At 44.5% G+C, this 18,599-nt stretch carries 15 protein-coding genes; all 15 read left to right on the plus strand.

Annotated elements, in window-relative coordinates; all coding sequences use genetic code 11:
• Positions 1–96: 96 nt before the first annotated feature.
• The 15 genes from ABR397_RS06735 (at position 97) to murG (ending at position 18,577) form a co-directional block, all read left to right on the plus strand.
• Entirely contained in the window at positions 97–1,896 is a 1,800-nt protein-coding gene (locus ABR397_RS06735) for an AMP-dependent synthetase/ligase (protein WP_350305107.1), read from the plus strand.
• A 281-nt stretch (positions 1,897–2,177) separates the two neighbouring features.
• On the plus strand, positions 2,178–2,744 hold the full coding sequence (locus ABR397_RS06740; protein WP_350305039.1) for an RBBP9/YdeN family alpha/beta hydrolase: 567 nt from the start codon (positions 2,178–2,180) through the stop codon (positions 2,742–2,744).
• 875 nt (positions 2,745–3,619) lie between these two features.
• On the plus strand, positions 3,620–5,347 hold the full coding sequence (gene ilvI, locus ABR397_RS06745; RefSeq protein ID WP_350305040.1) for an acetolactate synthase 3 large subunit: 1,728 nt from the start codon (positions 3,620–3,622) through the stop codon (positions 5,345–5,347).
• A gap of 2 nt (positions 5,348–5,349) precedes the next feature.
• Positions 5,350–5,841 (plus strand): acetolactate synthase small subunit, encoded by a 492-nt coding sequence (gene ilvN / locus ABR397_RS06750; protein ID WP_350305108.1) that lies wholly within the window; start codon positions 5,350–5,352, stop codon positions 5,839–5,841.
• Positions 5,842–5,929: 88 nt separating this feature from the next.
• Positions 5,930–6,934: a catabolite repressor/activator gene (gene cra, locus ABR397_RS06755; protein ID WP_350305041.1), complete on the plus strand. Its 1,005-nt coding sequence runs from the start codon at positions 5,930–5,932 to the stop codon at positions 6,932–6,934.
• A 630-nt stretch (positions 6,935–7,564) separates the two neighbouring features.
• The gene (gene mraZ / locus ABR397_RS06760) at positions 7,565–8,023 is read left to right on the plus strand and encodes a division/cell wall cluster transcriptional repressor MraZ (protein WP_021323947.1); all 459 of its coding nucleotides are present in this window, start codon (positions 7,565–7,567) and stop codon (positions 8,021–8,023) included.
• A gap of 2 nt (positions 8,024–8,025) precedes the next feature.
• Positions 8,026–8,970, plus strand: coding sequence for a 16S rRNA (cytosine(1402)-N(4))-methyltransferase RsmH (gene rsmH / locus ABR397_RS06765; protein WP_350305042.1), 945 nt, complete (start codon positions 8,026–8,028; stop codon positions 8,968–8,970).
• Positions 8,967–9,287 carry a cell division protein FtsL gene (gene ftsL, locus ABR397_RS06770; protein WP_350305109.1) on the plus strand — a complete coding sequence of 107 codons (321 nt, stop codon included), beginning with the start codon at positions 8,967–8,969 and terminating at the stop codon, positions 9,285–9,287. The genes rsmH and ftsL overlap by 4 nt, the downstream gene beginning before the upstream one ends.
• 27 nt (positions 9,288–9,314) lie before the next feature.
• Positions 9,315–11,081, plus strand: a complete 1,767-nt coding sequence (locus ABR397_RS06775) for a peptidoglycan glycosyltransferase FtsI (protein WP_350305043.1) — start codon at positions 9,315–9,317, stop codon at positions 11,079–11,081.
• Entirely contained in the window at positions 11,068–12,555 is a 1,488-nt protein-coding gene (murE, locus tag ABR397_RS06780; protein ID WP_350305044.1) for a UDP-N-acetylmuramoyl-L-alanyl-D-glutamate--2,6-diaminopimelate ligase, read from the plus strand. The genes ABR397_RS06775 and murE overlap by 14 nt, the downstream gene beginning before the upstream one ends.
• Positions 12,552–13,931 carry a UDP-N-acetylmuramoyl-tripeptide--D-alanyl-D-alanine ligase gene (gene murF / locus ABR397_RS06785; protein ID WP_350305045.1) on the plus strand — a complete coding sequence of 460 codons (1,380 nt, stop codon included), beginning with the start codon at positions 12,552–12,554 and terminating at the stop codon, positions 13,929–13,931. Before murE ends, murF begins: the two co-directional genes overlap by 4 nt.
• Complete coding sequence (gene mraY, locus ABR397_RS06790) at positions 13,925–15,007, plus strand: phospho-N-acetylmuramoyl-pentapeptide-transferase (RefSeq protein WP_350305046.1); 1,083 nt, start codon at positions 13,925–13,927, stop codon at positions 15,005–15,007. The genes murF and mraY overlap by 7 nt, the downstream gene beginning before the upstream one ends.
• A 2-nt stretch (positions 15,008–15,009) precedes the next feature.
• Positions 15,010–16,320, plus strand: a complete 1,311-nt coding sequence (gene murD, locus ABR397_RS06795) for a UDP-N-acetylmuramoyl-L-alanine--D-glutamate ligase (RefSeq protein ID WP_350305047.1) — start codon at positions 15,010–15,012, stop codon at positions 16,318–16,320.
• Entirely contained in the window at positions 16,320–17,513 is a 1,194-nt protein-coding gene (gene ftsW / locus ABR397_RS06800; RefSeq protein WP_350305048.1) for a cell division protein FtsW, read from the plus strand. The genes murD and ftsW overlap by 1 nt, the downstream gene beginning before the upstream one ends.
• Positions 17,510–18,577 carry an undecaprenyldiphospho-muramoylpentapeptide beta-N-acetylglucosaminyltransferase gene (gene murG, locus ABR397_RS06805; protein ID WP_350305049.1) on the plus strand — a complete coding sequence of 356 codons (1,068 nt, stop codon included), beginning with the start codon at positions 17,510–17,512 and terminating at the stop codon, positions 18,575–18,577. The genes ftsW and murG overlap by 4 nt, the downstream gene beginning before the upstream one ends.
• Positions 18,578–18,599 lie beyond the last annotated feature (22 nt).

The raw sequence follows: 18,599 nt of genomic DNA on the forward strand, positions 1-18,599 counted from the left end.
AAGCGAATCAGTGATGTAAAAAAGCATTATCAGAGAATAAAGCCATTGTTTTTTCTCTGATAAGAGGAAAATTTTTCGAACAGGAAAAGAATTGTGATAACTGAAAATTTACATCCTTATCACGTGATAAACCGGTTGCAGCAACAAATCAAACAAAACCCAGAGAGAATTGCTTTTCGTCAATGGTCTCCAGATGAACAACTCGAATTAAGCTGGAATGATATTGACAAAAAGGCAAAAGCCATTAGCCGGGCATTGCTGGAGATGGGGGTTGATGTACAGGAAAAAATTGGCCTTTTTGCACATAACAGTATGGCGTGGTCACTGACCGATATTGCGGTATTACAACTCAGGGCAGTTACTGTTCCTTTGTATGCAACCAGCAGTCAGGAACAGGCTGGCTTCATTCTTAATGATGCCGGTGTGCGTATTCTGTTTGTTGGTGGGCAGGTGCAATATGATGTCGCGGTCACTTTGCCAGAACGGTGTCCTCAGCTAAGTCGCATCATAGTATTAGATGAATCAGTTGATTTGCGCGATTGTTCATTAGCACAGCATTTATCTGACTTTATGACTGACAATAAATCACAACATCAGTCTGAGTTGGAAACCCGTATTGCTAACCATAATCTGGACGATCTTTTTACGCTTATATATACATCCGGTACAACCGGCGAGCCTAAAGGCGTCATGCTTGATTACCGTAATTTAGCTTATCAGTTGTATTCACATGATCATCGCTTGACGTTAACTGATCAGGATGTTTCTTTGAGTTTCCTGCCGCTATCCCATGTTTTCGAACGCGCATGGAGCTTTTATGTGATGCATACAGGCGCGCAAAATGTTTATCTGACTGATACTAATTTTGTTCGTCAGGCTATGGCGGATGTTCGCCCGACAGTGATGTGCGCAGTGCCGAGATTTTACGAAAAAATTTACAGTGCGATTTTTGAAAAGGTTTCTCAGGCCCCCTGGCATCGGAGAAAATTATTTAACTGGGCGATTAAATGTGGTGAGCGTCAGTTTTTACGTCGGTTGCAAAGTAAAAAAAGTTGTCCTTGGTCAACTACGATGTATCAATTAGCCGATAAATTGGTGTTGAGCAAACTGCGTAATATCTTGGGCGGCCGGGTTCGTTTTTTACCTGCGGCCGGCGCACGTCTGGATGAAACGATTATCCTGTTTTTCCTTGCTGTTGGGGTAAATATCAAATACGGCTATGGGATGACAGAGACCTGTGCCACGGTTTCCTGTTGGCAAGAGCAAGGTTATGTGCTTGGCTCTATTGGTACGCCATTGCCTGGGATTGACGTCCGTATCAGTGAAGAAGATGAGATACAGGTGCGTGGCCCCATTGTGATGAAAGGCTATTTCAATAATCAGGAAGAAACTGACAGAGCATTCGCTCAAGACGGTTGGTTGCGTACAGGTGATGCCGGTAAGTTAGATGAAAATGGTAATTTGTTTATTACTGAGCGCCTGAAAGATTTGATGAAAACATCAAATGGTAAATATATTGCCCCACAAATGATTGAAGGTACTTTGGGGCAAGATCGTTTTATTGAACATGTTGCTGTTATTGCTGATGCACGTAAATTTGTATCCGCCCTTATCGTGCCTAGTTATGATGCGTTGGAAGAGTATGCAAAATCAATTAATCTCAAATATCATGATCGGGTTGAATTATTGTGTAATAGCCACATTATGGCTATGTTTGAACAACGTCTGAAAGAGATTCAGAAAAACCTTGCTCACTTCGATCAGGTAAAGCGTTTCACATTACTGCCAAATCCATTTTCAATGGAAACAGGGGAATTAACGCCAACACTGAAATTGCGAAGGAAAATTATTATGCAGCGTTACCATAACGAAATTGAATCCATGTATCGAGATTAATTTCTGGCGCTTTATATAGCGTAACCGGCTATTTAAGGGAAGTTTAAGGTGGTATTGCAGTAATATTCTACTTTAAATTTATCTCAGGAGTATCCGGTTTTAAAAATTTCAATATTAGATGAATAAGTTGTAGTTTAATTTTAAAAATTATAAATAAATTATATTCACTGGTATTATTCTGTGCCTAGAATAGAGCACTTGTTATGTGAATCTACCAAATGATAGTATTTTATACTTGTGCGCATAGAAATAAGACACGTTTTGTATAATGAGGTTAATTGATGAATTTTGATAATGTAGTTATTGTTCATGGCCTTATGGCGACTCCTGAGCATCATTGGTTTCCTTGGCTTAAAGGTCAATATGAACGGTTAAATGTTCATGTAATTGTGCCAGAGATGCCTGAATCTCATGCTCCTTCACCTCATTTATGGCAAGAAAAGTTGCAGGAGAGTGTACCTAATCCTAATGAAAAAACGCTTTTTATTGGGCATAGCTTGGGTTGTATTGCCGCACTCCGTTATATTTCATCTTTACCTGATAATGTAAATATTGGGGGGATTGTATTAATTTCAGGGTTTTACGAAAAATTATCGATTTTACCCGAATTAAGTATATTTACTGAAGAGAACTTGGATTTTTATCCGCTTATACACAGAATAAACCAACGAATAGTAATATTATCGCTTAATGATGAGATTGTACCTCCACAGTTTACATTAAATTTAAGTCAGCAGCTCCGGGCTGAATTGTATGGTTTTCCCGATGGAGGGCATTTTTTAGATAGCGACGGTTTTACTGTTTTTCCTAACTTAGAAAAGGTATTAAAAAACAATTCAATGTTGTAAATAAATGTCTTGTTGTTTTGTCGATATGCCAAGTTTACTTATATTCATGACTTGGCTATTTTAATCAATATGAATTATGATTAATAAAAAATAAATTTATGATGGAGTGAATTAAAGTTTAATTTAAATAATTCAAGTTAAATGGTTGTTTATAAAATATATATTCGGCACTGTGGGTAATGAATTTATATTTATGGTTTTTAGTGTGGTTCATTTTTAATATATTTCATGGGGTTTTCTTTAATGTTGAAATATTCTTTTCATGAGTCGAGTAAATAATTTTACTTATTTTAGATGATCATTTTTCTGATTATTATGTCGTGTTGTTTAATGATGAAAATGAATATTTATGTATCTGGATAATTATTGAATTCGTAGAATTGGTCTCCAAGGAAAAATAATAGTTTCTATTGTGTTCTATAATTAAAATGAGGTAAATAGATTTTACCTGAATGAATTATTCACAATAGCTATTCAGAAACGATGAAATTATGATTAAATTATCTGAGGTATTCGTCCGCACTTCCTTTATCAAATTTATGCTGTGGTGATTTAAACGATTTTGAAAACTGTTTTTTAGTTTTTTATCGTATATATACCGGATAATACCTATATGTTGTCGTTCTTTTCAGGTATAGCCAATCATATTCTACTTACTTTTAGCTTATTGATAGTAAGATAACGCTTACAGAAGGCATTTAGAATTGCCAGAAAGTTGCTATTCAGCCTTTACTCACATTGCTAACATCTGTTTCTAGCGTTATGTTAATTAACTCAGCATCAATATATCGCTGAGAGGCCATTCGCCTTACTAAAATAAAAGTGGAAGGAACTTCCGATTTATTAACTTGCAAACAGAGCCTGGAGGAAAACCTATGGAGATGTTATCAGGAGCTGAAATGGTCGTCCGATCGTTAATTGATCAGGGCGTTAAGCATATATTCGGTTATCCGGGGGGGGCAGTACTGGATATTTATGATGCCCTGCATACGGTTGGGGGCATTGAGCATATCCTGGTACGTCATGAGCAGGGGGCAGTTCATATGGCTGATGGTTATGCTCGTTCTACCGGGAAGGTGGGGGTGGTATTGATTACTTCCGGTCCGGGAGCAACCAATGCCATTACCGGTATTGCCACAGCTTATATGGATTCAATTCCGATGGTTGTATTGTCTGGTCAAGTCGCCAGTTCCTTGATTGGTAATGATGCATTCCAGGAATGTGACATGGTAGGGATATCCCGCCCGATCGTAAAACATAGTTTTTTGGTGAAAAAAGCAGAGGATATTCCGAAGGTACTGAAAAAAGCCTTCTATCTAGCTTCCAGTGGTCGTCCGGGACCGGTAGTGATTGATTTACCAAAAGACACGGTAAATCCGGCAGTAAAACACGCCTATATTTATCCTGAGCAGATAAGCATGCGTTCTTATAATCCGACGGTGCAAGGGCATAAAGGGCAGATTAAACGGGCATTAAGAAAACTGTTGAATGCGAAGAAACCAATCATATATGTGGGTGGTGGGGCAATTAATGCAGATTGTTCAGCAGAATTGCTGGTATTAGCAGAAAAATTCAATATTCCGGTTGTAAGCTCCCTGATGGGGCTAGGCAGTTTTCCGGCAACTCACCAGCAGAGCCTGGGAATGCTTGGTATGCACGGTACATTTGAAGCTAACAAAGCAATGCATAATTCCGATGTGATTTTTGCTGTTGGCGTACGTTTTGATGATCGTACAACCAATAATTTGGCGAAATATTGCCCGAAAGCAACTGTTTTGCATATTGATATCGATCCAACATCAATTTCGAAAACTGTTGCCGCAGATATACCTATTGTTGGTGATGCTAAACAGGTGCTGCGGCAAATGTTGGAACTGTTGGAGACAGAGGAAGACACACAGGACCCGGATGCGCTGAAAGATTGGTGGTTATCTATTCAGCAATGGCGTAGCCGCAAATGCCTCGATTTTGATCGCAGTGGTGAAAAGATTAAACCGCAAGCGGCTATCGAGGTTCTCTATCGTCTGACTAAAGGTGAAGCTTATGTCACTTCGGATGTTGGACAGCATCAGATGTTTGTTGCATTGCATTACCCATTTGACAAGCCAAGACGTTGGATCAGTTCCGGTGGTTTAGGGACGATGGGATTTGGCTTACCGGCTGCATTGGGGGTCAAACTGGTGAAACCGGAAGCAATGGTCGTCTGTGTTACGGGGGATGGCAGTATTCAGATGAATATTCAGGAATTGTCCACGGCGTTGCAATATGGGTTGCCGGTATTGGTTCTGAATCTGAATAACCGTTTCTTGGGGATGATAAAACAATGGCAAGACATGATTTATGCGGGCCGTCACTCTCAGTCCTATATGGAATCCTTGCCTGATTTTATCAAACTGGCTGAGGCTTATGGTCATGTTGGCATTTCTATCCAGAGTTATGACGAGCTGGAAGGTAAATTGGCAGAAGCCTTGAAAGAGGTGACTGAAAATCAGCGGCTGGTATTTGTTGATGTCACAGTGGATGAAACTGAACATGTATATCCTATGCAGATCCGTGGAGGAGCAATGGATGAGATGTGGTTAAGCAAAACGGAGAGAACCTGATTATGCGCCGGATTTTATCTATATTACTTGAAAACGAATCAGGGGCTTTGTCCCGTGTTGTTGGTCTGTTTTCTCAGCGTGGCTACAACATTGAAAGTTTAACTGTGGCGCCAACTGACGATCCAACATTATCGCGGATGACAATTCAGACTAAGGGCGATGCCAGGGTACTTGAGCAGATTGAAAAGCAATTGCACAAGCTGGTAGATGTACTACGAGTCAGCGAGTTGGCATCGGGTTCGCATGTAGAACGTGAGATTATGCTGGTGAAATTGCAGGCCAGTGGGTATGGGCGTGAAGAGATCAAGCGCAGCACCGATATCTTCCGCGGGCAGATCGTTGATGTGACTTCTACCTTGTATACCGTACAACTGGTAGGAACCAGCGATAAACTAGATGCATTTCTGGATGCCGTTCGTGATGTTGCTGAAATTGTTGAAGTTGCTCGTTCCGGTATTGTCGGTGTATCTCGTGGGGATAAAATTATGCGATGAAAAATCGCAAACTGCGGGGCAATATACATACATTTATGAGGCTCTGCGATAAAGTAGGGCCTTTTTCGGTGTCTATGAAGGAGTTAATGTGAAACTGGATGAAATCGCCCGCCTTGCAGGTGTTTCACGCACAACGGCCAGTTATGTGATTAATGGTAAAGCCAAACAATACCGTGTCAGTGATAAAACGGTAGAAAAAGTGATGGCAGTGGTCAAAGAGCATAATTACCATCCTAATGCTGTGGCAGCCGGTCTCCGTGCAGGACGCACTCGCTCTATTGGTCTGGTTATCCCAGATTTAGAAAATACCAGCTATACCCGCATTGCGAATTATCTTGAACGCCAGGCTCGTCAGCGTGGTTATCAATTATTGATAGCCTGTTCTGAAGATCAGCCTGATAATGAAATGCGTTGCGTTGAGCATTTGTTACAACGGCAGGTGGACGCAATTATTGTTTCTACCGCATTACCGCCGGAGCATCCTTTTTATCAGCGCTGGGCAAACCGCTCTTTACCTATTGTTGCGCTTGATCGTGCATTAGAAAATGAACATTTTATCAGCGTAGTGGGCGATGACTTTGAAGATGCCAAAATGTTGGCCCAAGAGTTTCGTCAATTCCCCGCTGAATCTGTGCTGTATCTCGGCGCATTACCTGAACTGTCAGTCAGTTTTCTGCGTGAACAGGGATTTCGTGAAGCATGGAAAGATGACCCTCGTCAGGTTATGTACCTTTACTCAAACAGTTATGAGCGTGATGCCGCAGCTGAAGCGTTTGCTAAGTGGTTGGAAACTCACCCAATGCCGCAGGCGTTGTTCACTACCTCTTTTGCTCTGTTACAGGGAGTCATGGATGTTACGCTTAAACACAGTGGCCGGTTACCCAATCAATTGGTCATTGCGACTTTTGGTGATCATGAATTATTGGATTTCCTCGAGTGTCCAGTGCTTTCTGTAGCGCAGCGTCATCGTGAAGTGGCGGAACGGGTATTGGAACTGGTATTGGCGAGTCTGGATGAAAAGCAAAAGCCAGGACCCGGTATCACACGGATACACCGTGACTTATGCCGGCGAGGAAGTTTGAGTCGGAAATGATGATAAAAGCTCCTCATTAATTCTTTGATGGGGCGCTTTTGCTACCAGATTTGTAGAAAGATATGTAAGGGCAACTTTAAGGCAATTTTTATCTGAGTGTTTCAGCGCGCTCAAATACAATTTCGTTCATACATAAATTATTTAGTAGAAAAAAGGGCAGGTAACAGCGTCTTTTCAGATTGGCGTTTGTCTATTTTTTGCTTTTTTTTTACTGCTATTTATACATTAAATTGATTTTAATAATATTTATCGTGTGGTGTTTTTATTACCAATTGGTTTTAACGTTTAATGCATTAAATGAAATGATAAATATTTATGTACATTTGTCGAATAGTAATGAAATGTAAATTATGTAAATAAATTAATAACACAATTATTTTTTCATTATTTTGTCATAAACATTTATTCTCCTTTGCTTGTAAAATTATTCAAAATTATCATGGCCTTAATTATTATTGATATTGCTAAATTTAATAATTATCCCCCTTAACTGCCAAAATTCTTCTGCAAAATATAGCTAAAGCGCATCGGCTCTGGCTTGACAAGGTTTTCGTCCCATCCGTAAACTCCTTATTGTGGGGATTAGTGGGATAAAGTGGTAATTTTTGATCGCCTAAGGCAACCTAGAAGATGTTTCGTGGAGCAACGCTGGTTAATCTCGATAGCAAGGGGCGGCTCGCCGTACCTACCCGATACCGGGTTATGCTAAACGAGGAATCACAAGGGCAAATGGTGTGTACCATTGACCTCCATCAGCCATGTCTGTTGCTTTATACACTACCTGAATGGGAAATTATTGAAGAGAAGCTCTCCCGCTTATCCAGCATGAATCCGGCGGAGCGCCGGGTACAACGTTTGCTCTTAGGTCATGCCAGTGAATGCCAAATGGATAGTGCAGGACGTCTTTTGTTAGCTAATACACTGCGCCAGCACGCAGGGCTAGCCAAAGAGGTCATGCTGGTTGGTCAGTTCAACAAATTTGAACTGTGGAATGAGCAGACTTGGTATCAACAGGTTAAGGATGACATCGCGGCTGAGCGATCTACTCAGGAACCTTTATCAGTACGGCTACAGGACTTATCACTATAAACATGGCAAACAGTCATTTTAAACATACCAGTGTATTGCTGGATGAAGCAGTCAATGGACTGAATATTCGTGAAGATGGAATCTATATCGATGGCACATTTGGTCGTGGTGGGCATTCGCGTCTAATTTTGTCGCAACTGGGGACGGCAGGTCGTTTAATTGCAATTGATCGTGATCCGCAGGCAATTGAAGCGGCAAAAGCGATCACAGATCCGCGTTTTTCAATAATACATGGGCCGTTTTCTGCATTGGCTCACCATGTAGAAGAAGCCGGGCTAACCGGCAAAATCGATGGTGTATTGCTGGATTTAGGTGTTTCCTCACCGCAACTGGATGACCCGGAACGTGGTTTTTCTTTTATGCGTGATGGACCGCTGGATATGCGAATGGATCCGACTCGTGGGCAATCAGCAGCCGAATGGCTAATGAAAGCAGACGCGGATGATATTGCGTGGGTGTTGAAAACGTTCGGTGAAGAACGTTTCGCTAAACGTATCGCCAGAGCCATTGTTACACGTAATCAGGAAGAGCCCATTACCCGGACAAAAGCGCTGGCCGATTTGATTGCTCAGGCCAGTCCGGTAAAAGAGAAGCATAAGCATCCGGCGACCAGGAGCTTCCAGGCTATCAGGATTTATATCAACAGTGAGCTGGAAGAGATTGAGCAGGCGCTGGCAGGCGCATTACAGGCGCTTGCACCGCAAGGGCGGCTTTCAGTTATCAGTTTTCATTCACTGGAAGATCGTATTGTTAAGCGCTTTATTCGTCATAACAGTCGTGGGCCACAAGTGCCGGTAGGATTGCCACTGACAGAAGAGCAATTGAAAGCGCAAGGTGGGCGTAACCTGAAATCTGTCGGCAAGATGAAACCGTCAGAGGAAGAAGTGGCTGATAACCCGCGGGCTCGTAGTTCTGTTTTGCGTTTTGCTGAAAAAGTTAGTGAATAATGGCAGGTGAACGTCACGGGTTAACCGGTATTATCGGCAGCGATTTGTTTAGGAATGCCAAAATACCGTTGATCCTTCTAATAGCTGTCATGATTTCAGCCATAGGTGTTGTAACCACAACACATGAAACCCGTTTGTTGACGGCTGAAAGAGAACATCTGGTATTGGAACGTAATACGTTGGATATCGAGTGGCGTAATTTGATCCTTGAAGAAAACGCCCTTGGCGATCACAGCCGGGTTGAACGGATAGCCGTTGAAAAAATGCATATGCAACATGTTAATCCTACACAGGAAAACATCGTTGTTTCACAGTGAGTTAATTTGATGATTATAAGGTAAGTGATGAAAGCAGCACGCTTCGCGAAGTTAAAACGGCAAGAAGATAAAACCAGTTTTGTCAGCTGGCGTTTTACTTTGCTGTGTGGAGGTATTGCCCTTGCTTTAGTTTGCTTGTTGCTGAGAGTGGCTTACTTGCAAATCATCAATCCGGAGCAATTGGTTAAAGAAGGGGATTTGCGTTCCCTGCGCGTGCAGTCAATTCCGACTGCTCGCGGTATGATCAGCGATCGTCTGGGGAGACCTCTGGCTGTCAGTGTCCCGGTAAATGCTGTCTGGGCAGATCCGAAAGAGGTATTTGAAAAAGGGGGAGTTACTGATGATACCCGATGGAAAGCCTTGTCTGATGCGATTAATCTGCCGGTTGAACAGCTTACCAGTAAAATTAACGCTAATCCTAAAGGTCGCTTTGTTTATCTGGCGCGTCAGGTTAACCCATCGGTTGGTGATTATATTCATAAACTGAAATTACCAGGAATTTATTTGCGTCAGGAATCCCGACGTTATTATCCGTCAGGTCAGGTAACTGCCCATATTATCGGTGTGACTAACGTTGATGGTCAGGGCATTGAAGGCGTCGAAAAAAGTTTTGATCGCTGGCTGACTGGTCAGCCAGGTGAGCGGACGGTACGCAAAGACCGTTTTGGCCGTGTCATCGAAGATATTTCCTCTGTTGATAGTTTGGCGGCGCACAATCTGGTATTGAGTATTGATGAACGTTTGCAGGCACTGGTTTACCGCGAATTAACCAACGCGGTCGCTTTTAATAAAGCAGAATCCGGTACAGCGGTATTGGTGGATGTTAATACCGGCGAAGTATTGGCAATGGCGAACAGCCCATCTTATAACCCAAATAATCGCATCAATACGTCAAAGGAAGCGATGCGTAACCGTGCTATCACCGATATTTTCGAGCCGGGTTCCACTGTTAAGCCTATGGTGGTCATGGCTGCGCTGAATGATGGTATTATCAAAGAAAATACTGTTATTAATACAGTGCCTTATAGAATTAGCGGTAAAGAAATTAGGGATGTGGCCCGTTACTCGGAATTATCGATCACCGGTATTTTACAGAAATCGAGTAACGTTGGTGTTTCCAGACTGGCGTTAGCGATGCCTGCTAAAGAGTTAGTGGATGTTTATTCACGTTTTGGATTGGGGAAAGCGACTAATTTGGGATTGGTTGGAGAAAGCAGTGGCTTATATCCAATAAACAGACAACGGTGGTCAGATCTTGACAGAGCCACTTTTTCTTTCGGCTACGGGTTGATGGTAACACCGTTACAGTTAGCGCGGGTCTATGCAACCATTGGCAGTATGGGTATCTATCGTCCCCTGTCGATTACTAAAGTTGATCCACCCGTGCCAGGCGCCAGAGTATTTCCTGAGCCAATTATGCGTACGGTCGTTCATATGATGGAAAGTGTGGCTTTGCCCGGTGGCGGCGGAGTAACGGCCGCGATAAAAGGTTATCGGATTGCAATCAAAACGGGTACTGCGAAGAAAGTCGGGCCGGATGGTAAATACATTAATCGATATATCTCTTACGCCGCAGGTGTTGCTCCTGCAAGTAATCCAAGATTTGCACTGGTTGTGATCATTAATGATCCACAAGCAGGTAAGTATTACGGCGGTGCGGTTTCTGCGCCGATATTTGGCGCCATTATGGGCGGCGTTCTGCGCATCATGAATGTGGAGCCGGATGCTTTGGCGGCAGGTGATAAAAATGAATTTGTGATTAATAAGAAAGAGGATACAGGTGGCAGATCATAATCTACGCGATTTACTCGCGCCATTGGGTATTGATGTCCCAGAGTGCGCATTACGCGAAATGACATTGGACAGCCGTAAATCGGCTGCCGGAGATCTGTTTGTTGCTGTTAAAGGGCATCAGGCAGATGGTCGACACTACATTTCTCAGGCCATCGCACAAGGTGTTGCGGCGGTTATTGCAGAAGCTCAAAGCGGGGCTGATAACGGGACTGTGCAGGTTATGCACGGTGTTCCGGTTGTTTATGTGAATGATTTGAATAATAAGCTATCACAATTAGCTGGTGAGTTTTATCGCCATCCTGGTAATAAATTGCGTCTGATTGGTGTCACTGGAACCAATGGAAAAACAACCACGACTCAATTGCTTGCTCAGTGGAGTCACGGATTGGGTGAAACCAGTGCAGTGATGGGAACTGTTGGTAATGGTTTACTGGGGCGTGTGGCGCCAAGTGAAAATACCACCGGTTCAGCTGTTGATATTCAACTCGATCTGCAACAACTTGTTCGACAAGGGGCGACCTGTGCGGCAATGGAGGTCTCTTCTCACGGGTTGATTCAGGGACGGGTGGCCGCGTTGCCATTTGAGGCGGCGGTATTCACCAATTTGAGCCGTGATCACCTTGATTACCACGGTGATATGGAACACTACGAAGCAGCTAAATGGTTGTTATTCTCTACTCACCATGTGAAACAGCAAATCATTAATGCTGATGATGATATTGGCCTGAAATGGTTATCCCGTTTACCACAAGCGGTGGCTGTGACGATGGAAAACCGTCTGCCGGAAAACTGGCAGGGGCGTTGGTTGGCGGCTCGTGAAATAAAATATTACGATAAAGGCGTATCTATTACTTTCGCGTCCAGTTGGGGAGGCGGTACAATTGATAGCGCCTTGATGGGAGCATTTAACGTCAGCAACCTGTTGTTGGCGCTTTCCACCTTATTAGCTTTGGACTACCCACTGGAAAAGCTGCTTGAAACTGCTTCCTGCCTGTCGCCGGTCTGTGGGCGGATGGAAGTATTCACTGCACCGGGCAAACCGGTTGTTGTTGTCGATTATGCTCATACACCTGATGCGCTGGAGAAAGCTTTAGCGGCTGCACGTTTGCATTGTAAAGGTAAACTTTGGTGCGTCTTTGGTTGTGGCGGCGATCGCGATAAAGGCAAACGTCCTCTGATGGGCGGCGTGGCGGAACAGTGGGCTGATTATGTGATTGTTACTGATGATAACCCGCGCAGTGAAGAGCCTCAGACAATTGTTGCTGACATTCTGACAGGTTTTATCGATCCGGGTCGTGCAATAGCGATTCATGGCCGTGTTGAAGCGGTAACCAGTGCCATTATGCAGGCAAGAGCAGATGATGTTGTATTGATAGCGGGTAAAGGCCATGAGGATTATCAATTGGTAGGTCATCGTCGCTTGGATTATTCAGATCGATTGACAGTTGCCCGGTTATTGGGGGTGATCGCATGATTTCCCTCACACTGCAACAACTGGCGCAAATGACTGATGGCGTACTGAAACAGGTTAATGAACAGCAGGCCGCAGGTATCTGTATCAGTGATGTTACTACTGACAGCCGTAAAGTTGGAAATGGCAGTCTATTTATTGCATTAAAGGGTGAGCGTTTTGATGCCCATGATTTTTCTGTTGATGCAGTAGAAGCGGGGGCTAGTGCTTTGCTGGTCAGCCGTGTCCTGGATGTTAATTGTCCACAAGTTGTGGTCAAAGATACTCGTCTGGCTATGGGGCAATTGGCAAGTTGGGTTCGCCGACAGAGTCACGCCCGTGTCGTTGCGCTGACGGGGTCATCTGGTAAAACATCGGTGAAAGAGATGACCGCTGCGATTCTGCGTCAGTGCGGTAATACGCTCTATACAGAAGGTAATTTGAATAATGATATCGGTGTGCCGCTGACATTGTTCAGACTGACAGAACAACATGAGTTTGCTGTGATTGAATTAGGCGCAAGCCATATTGGTGAGATTGCCTATACCACGGAAATGACCCGACCGGAAACGGCATTGGTAAATAACCTGTCTACTGCACATCTGGAAGATTTTGGTTCTCTGGCTGGTATTGCAAAAGCGAAAGGAGAAATTTTTTTCGGTCTTCCTGAAAATGGTACTGCCATCATCAATATGGAAAGCAATGATTGGGCGCACTGGCAACAGGTTATCGGTGACAAAACAGTACAGCGTTTTTCTATACAACAAGCATCAGACACTGATTTTTACGCTACAGATATTCAGGTCAAACAGCTGACTACTGACTTTTGCCTGCATACCCCCGCTGGCAATACAGAAATTACTTTGCCATTACCTGGAAAACACAATGTCGCCAATGCGTTAGCTGCCAGTGCGTTGGCAATATCTGTTGGCGCAACGCTAAAAGATATCCGTCTTGGCTTGTCCGGGCTGAAACCTGTACCAGGTCGGTTGTTTCCAATCAATCTGGCAGAAGGAAAATTGCTGCTTGATGACACTTATAACGCCAATGTCGGTTCGATGACCGTTGCGGCTCAAGTGTTATCTCAGATGCCGGGTTACCGGGTTATGGTTGTTGGCGATATGGGCGCGTTGGGTGAACAGTCAGAAGATTACCATCGTCAGGTTGGTGCAGCAGCAGCTTTGGGTGGCATCGATAAGGTATTCAGTGTGGGCGCGTTAAGTGTTCACATCAGTGAAGCAAGTGGTCGCGGTCAGCATTTTTCGGATAAAGCCGCGTTGGTTGCCGCATTGGTTCCACTATTACAACAACACAAAATAATTTCAGTTTTAGTTAAAGGTTCGCGCAGCACTGCAATGGAAGATGTCGTCAGCGCATTACAGGAGAGCTTCACATGTTAGTTTGGCTGGCCGAATATCTGGTCAAGTATCACACCGGCTTTAATGTCTTTTCTTATCTGACGTTCAGAGCCATTGTCAGCCTGCTGACTGCATTGGCTATCGCATTATGGATGGGGCCGCGCTTAATCGCTTTCCTGCAAAAATTACAAATTGGTCAGGTGGTTCGCAATGATGGGCCGGAATCTCACTTTAGCAAACGTGGTACACCGACGATGGGTGGTTTGCTGATTCTATTTTCAATTACGATTTCTGTACTGTTGTGGGCACGCTTGAATAACCCCTATGTCTGGTGTGTGCTGATTGTTCTGATTGGCTACGGCATTGTTGGTTTCGTGGATGATTACCGCAAAGTTGTGCGCAAAGATACTAAAGGATTGATTGCCCGTTGGAAGTATTTCTGGCAGTCCGCCCTGGCATTGGGTGTGGCATTTGCGATGTACAGCATCGGGAAAGATACCCCGGCAACACAATTAGTTGTGCCATTCTTTAAAGATGTGATGCCGCAACTGGGTGTGCTTTACATTCTGCTGACCTACTTCGTGATTGTCGGAACTAGCAACGCGGTGAATCTGACTGATGGGTTGGATGGTTTGGCAATTATGCCAACTGTTTTTGTTGCGGCTGGCTTCGCCTTGGTGGCATGGGCAACAGGCAACGTCAATTTTGCTAGCTATCTGCATATTCCTTACCTGAGCTATGCGGGTGAACTGGTTATCGTCTGTACTGCGATTGTTGGCGCTGGATTAGGTTTCCTGTGGTTCAACACTTATCCGGCTCAGGTTTTCATGGGTGATGTGGGTTCTTTGGCATTGGGCGGCGCTCTTGGGACCATTGCTGTGTTGCTGCGCCAGGAATTTTTGCTGGTAATTATGGGCGGTGTATTCGTGGTGGAAACCCTGTCGGTTATCTTGCAGGTGGGGTCTTTTAAACTGCGTGGACAGCGTATTTTCCGTATGGCGCCTATTCACCATCATTATGAATTGAAAGGCTGGCCGGAACCGCGCGTTATCGTGCGTTTTTGGATTATTTCTCTGATGTTAGTGCTGATTGGCCTGGCAACATTGAAGGTACGTTAATCATGGCAGATTATTTAGGTAAAAAAGTCGTCATTATCGGGTTGGGGCTGACCGGTCTCTCCTGTGTTGACTTTTTTATGGCGCGAGGTGTGATCCCCCGTGTGATGGATACCCGTTCAACACCGCCTGGCAGAGATAAATTACCTGATGATGTTGAGTGTCATAGTGGAAGCCTGAATGTTGGCTGGTTGATGAATGCCGACTTGATTGTTGCAAGCCCAGGGATTGCTCTGACAACAGTCGAGTTGCAGGCTGCGGCTAACGCAGGCATTGAAATTGTTGGCGATATCGAGTTGTTTTGTCGTGAAGCAACAGCACCGATAGTTGCAATTACAGGTTCTAATGGCAAAAGTACTGTCACCAGCCTAGTTGGTGAAATGGCGAAAGCGGCTAATTGGCAGGTAGGGGTGGGCGGTAATATTGGTCTTCCTGCATTAGCGTTATTGAAGAAACCCTGTCAGCTTTATGTTTTAGAACTTTCCAGCTTCCAATTGGAAACCACATATAGCCTGAAAGCCGCGGCAGCTGTTGCGCTTAATGTGACTGAAGACCATATGGACCGCTATCCGGAGGGTTTAGCTCAGTACCGGACAGCTAAATTGAGAGTTTATCACCAGGCGAAGAGATGTGTTGTGAATGCTCAGGATGCTCTGACATTACCTGAAACGGGTATGGACAGCCGTTGTATCAGCTTTGGCGTCGATTGTGGCGACTACCAGCTTGATAGTGAAAATGCACTTTTAAAAGTTCACAACCAATCACTGCTGGCGACAAATGAAATCAAACTGACAGGGCGGCATAACTACGTAAATGGATTGGCTGCACTGGCGTTAGCCGATGCAGTTGGGATTCCCCGTAAAGCCAGTTTAGCGGCATTGAAAGTTTATCCGGGGCTTGACCATCGTTTCCAACTTGTCCATATGAAGAATGGGGTGCGCTGGATTAACGATTCTAAAGCGACCAATGTTGGCAGTACAGAAGCGGCGCTTAATGGCCTGAAGCTGGATGGTACTCTCTATTTGTTGTTGGGCGGCGATGGTAAATCAGCAGACTTTTCTCCGCTCAAACCTTTCCTTAGTGGAAATAAAGTTCGGTTTTACTGCTTTGGCCGTGATGGGAAACGATTGGCGCAACTACGTCCAGAAATGGCGACATTGACTGAAACTATGGAACAGGCGATGCGTGATATTGCACCGCGATTGGTTGCTGGCGACATGGTGCTGTTATCTCCCGCTTGTGCAAGCCTTGATCAGTTTCGTAATTTTGAACAGCGCGGTCATGAGTTTGCCCGTTTGGCCGAGGAGCTGGGCTGATGTCTATTCCGGGGTTCAGTAGCTTAAAAGACTGGGTTATTGGTGGTCGTGAAACTGATGTCGCCAATAGGGTGTTGTACGATCGCACACTGGTTTGGCTGACACTCGGATTGGGGATTATCGGCTTTGTCATGGTGACTTCAGCATCAATGCCGGTTGGGCAGCGTCTTGCAGAAGATCCTTTCCTGTTTGCCAAACGTGATGCGATTTATCTATTGCTGGCTTTCGGGTTGTCATTAATCACATTGCGTATTCCGATGGATTTCTGGCAGCGCTATAGCAACCTGATGTTACTTATTTCCGTTATTCTGCTGCTGGTTGTGCTGGCGGTAGGAAGTTCAGTAAACGGTGCATCGCGTTGGATTGCTCTTGGGCCTTTGAGAATTCAGCCTGCTGAATTATCGAAACTTTCTTTATTTTGTTATCTCGCCAGTTATTTGGTGCGCAAAGTAGAAGAAGTACGGAATAACTTCTGGGGATTCTGTAAGCCAATGGGTGTGATGGTCGTGTTGGCTGTACTACTTCTGGCCCAGCCTGACTTGGGAACTGTGGTCGTGCTGTTTGTAACAACATTAGCCATGTTATTTTTGGCGGGAGCAAAACTATGGCAGTTTCTGGCGATTATTGGTTCAGGGGTATTCGCGGTGGTTTTGCTGATTATTGCTGAACCTTACCGTATACGCCGTGTAACTTCCTTTCTGGATCCTTGGGAAGATCCGTATGGCAAAGGTTATCAATTAACGCAATCTTTGATGGCTTTTGGGCGTGGGGAGTTTTTAGGACAAGGGTTAGGAAATTCAGTACAGAAGCTGGCATACCTGCCGGAAGCACATACTGACTTTATTTTCTCTGTTTTGGCAGAAGAATTAGGTTACGTAGGTGTGGTTTTGGTGTTGTTAATGATATTCTTCGTCGCTTTTCGCGCGATGGCTATTGGTCGCCGCGCATTGCAGATGGATCAGCGTTTTTCCGGTTTTCTGGCTTGTTCGGTTGGTGTCTGGTTCAGTTTTCAAGCTCTGGTTAACGTTGGCGCAGCTGCGGGTATGCTGCCGACTAAAGGGCTGACTTTGCCTCTGATTAGTTACGGCGGCTCAAGTTTGCTGATTATGTCGACAGCTATCGTATTGCTATTAAGAATTGATTTTGAAACACGTCTGGCAAAAGCACAGGCGTTTGTAAGGAGTCCACGATGAGTGGCAAAACCCGACGTTTAATGGTGATGGCAGGTGGAACCGGAGGACATGTCTTTCCGGGCCTGGCTGTGGCTCATCATTTAAAAGACCAGGGCTGGGAAGTTCGCTGGCTGGGAACAGCAGATCGCATGGAAGCCTATTTAGTGCCAAAACATGGCATTGAGATTGAATTTATTCAGATTTCTGGCCTGCGAGGTAAAGGGATCAAAGCACTGTTAGTCGCTCCGGTACGAATTTTCAAAGCAATTCGTCAGGCAAAGGTGATTATGCGTCGCTATCAACCAGATGTTGTGCTCGGAATGGGAGGATATGTTTCTGGTCCGGGTGGCATTGCTGCGTGGATGAGTGGCGTTCCGGTTGTCCTGCATGAACAGAATGGTATCGCCGGGCTGACGAACCGGTGGTTGGCGAAAATCGCGACAACGGTTTTACAGGCATTTCCCGGCGCATTTCCAAAAGCATCTGTTGTTGGGAACCCTGTTCGCGAAGATGTGCTGGCATTGCCCATGCCTGAGCAACGTTTGACAGGGCGTGAAGGACCAATTCGGATTTTGGTTGTTGGCGGCAGTCAGGGGGCGAGAATTCTGAACCAGACAATGCCTGAAGTTGCTGCCCGTATGGGTGATAAAATTACAGTTTGGCATCAGACAGGTAAAGGGGCTGAAGAAAGTGTCCGGAATGCCTATAACAATTCAGTTAAATGCGAACATAAGATTACTGAATTTATTGATGATATGGCGCAAGCTTATGCTTGGGCTGATCTGGTGATTTGCCGTTCTGGCGCGTTGACGGTCAGCGAAATGGCTGCGGCTGGATTACCTGGGATTTTTGTCCCATTTCAGCATAAAGATCGCCAGCAATACTGGAATGCATTACCACTAGAAAAGGTTGGCGCGGCAAAAATACTGGAGCAACCTCAATTTACGGTTGATGCAGTAATCGAATTATTAATTCAGTGGCAACGTCCACAATTGTTAAAAATGGCAGAGAAAGCCCGTTCAACAGCAATTGTTGATGCAACTGAGCGAGTATCGGCGGCATTAATCAATGCAGCAAAAAAGTGATTCAGATCGTCTTAAACAGGAC

Source organism: Photorhabdus viridis, assembly GCF_040256935.1.
In the GTDB taxonomy this organism is placed as follows: domain Bacteria; phylum Pseudomonadota; class Gammaproteobacteria; order Enterobacterales; family Enterobacteriaceae; genus Photorhabdus; species Photorhabdus viridis.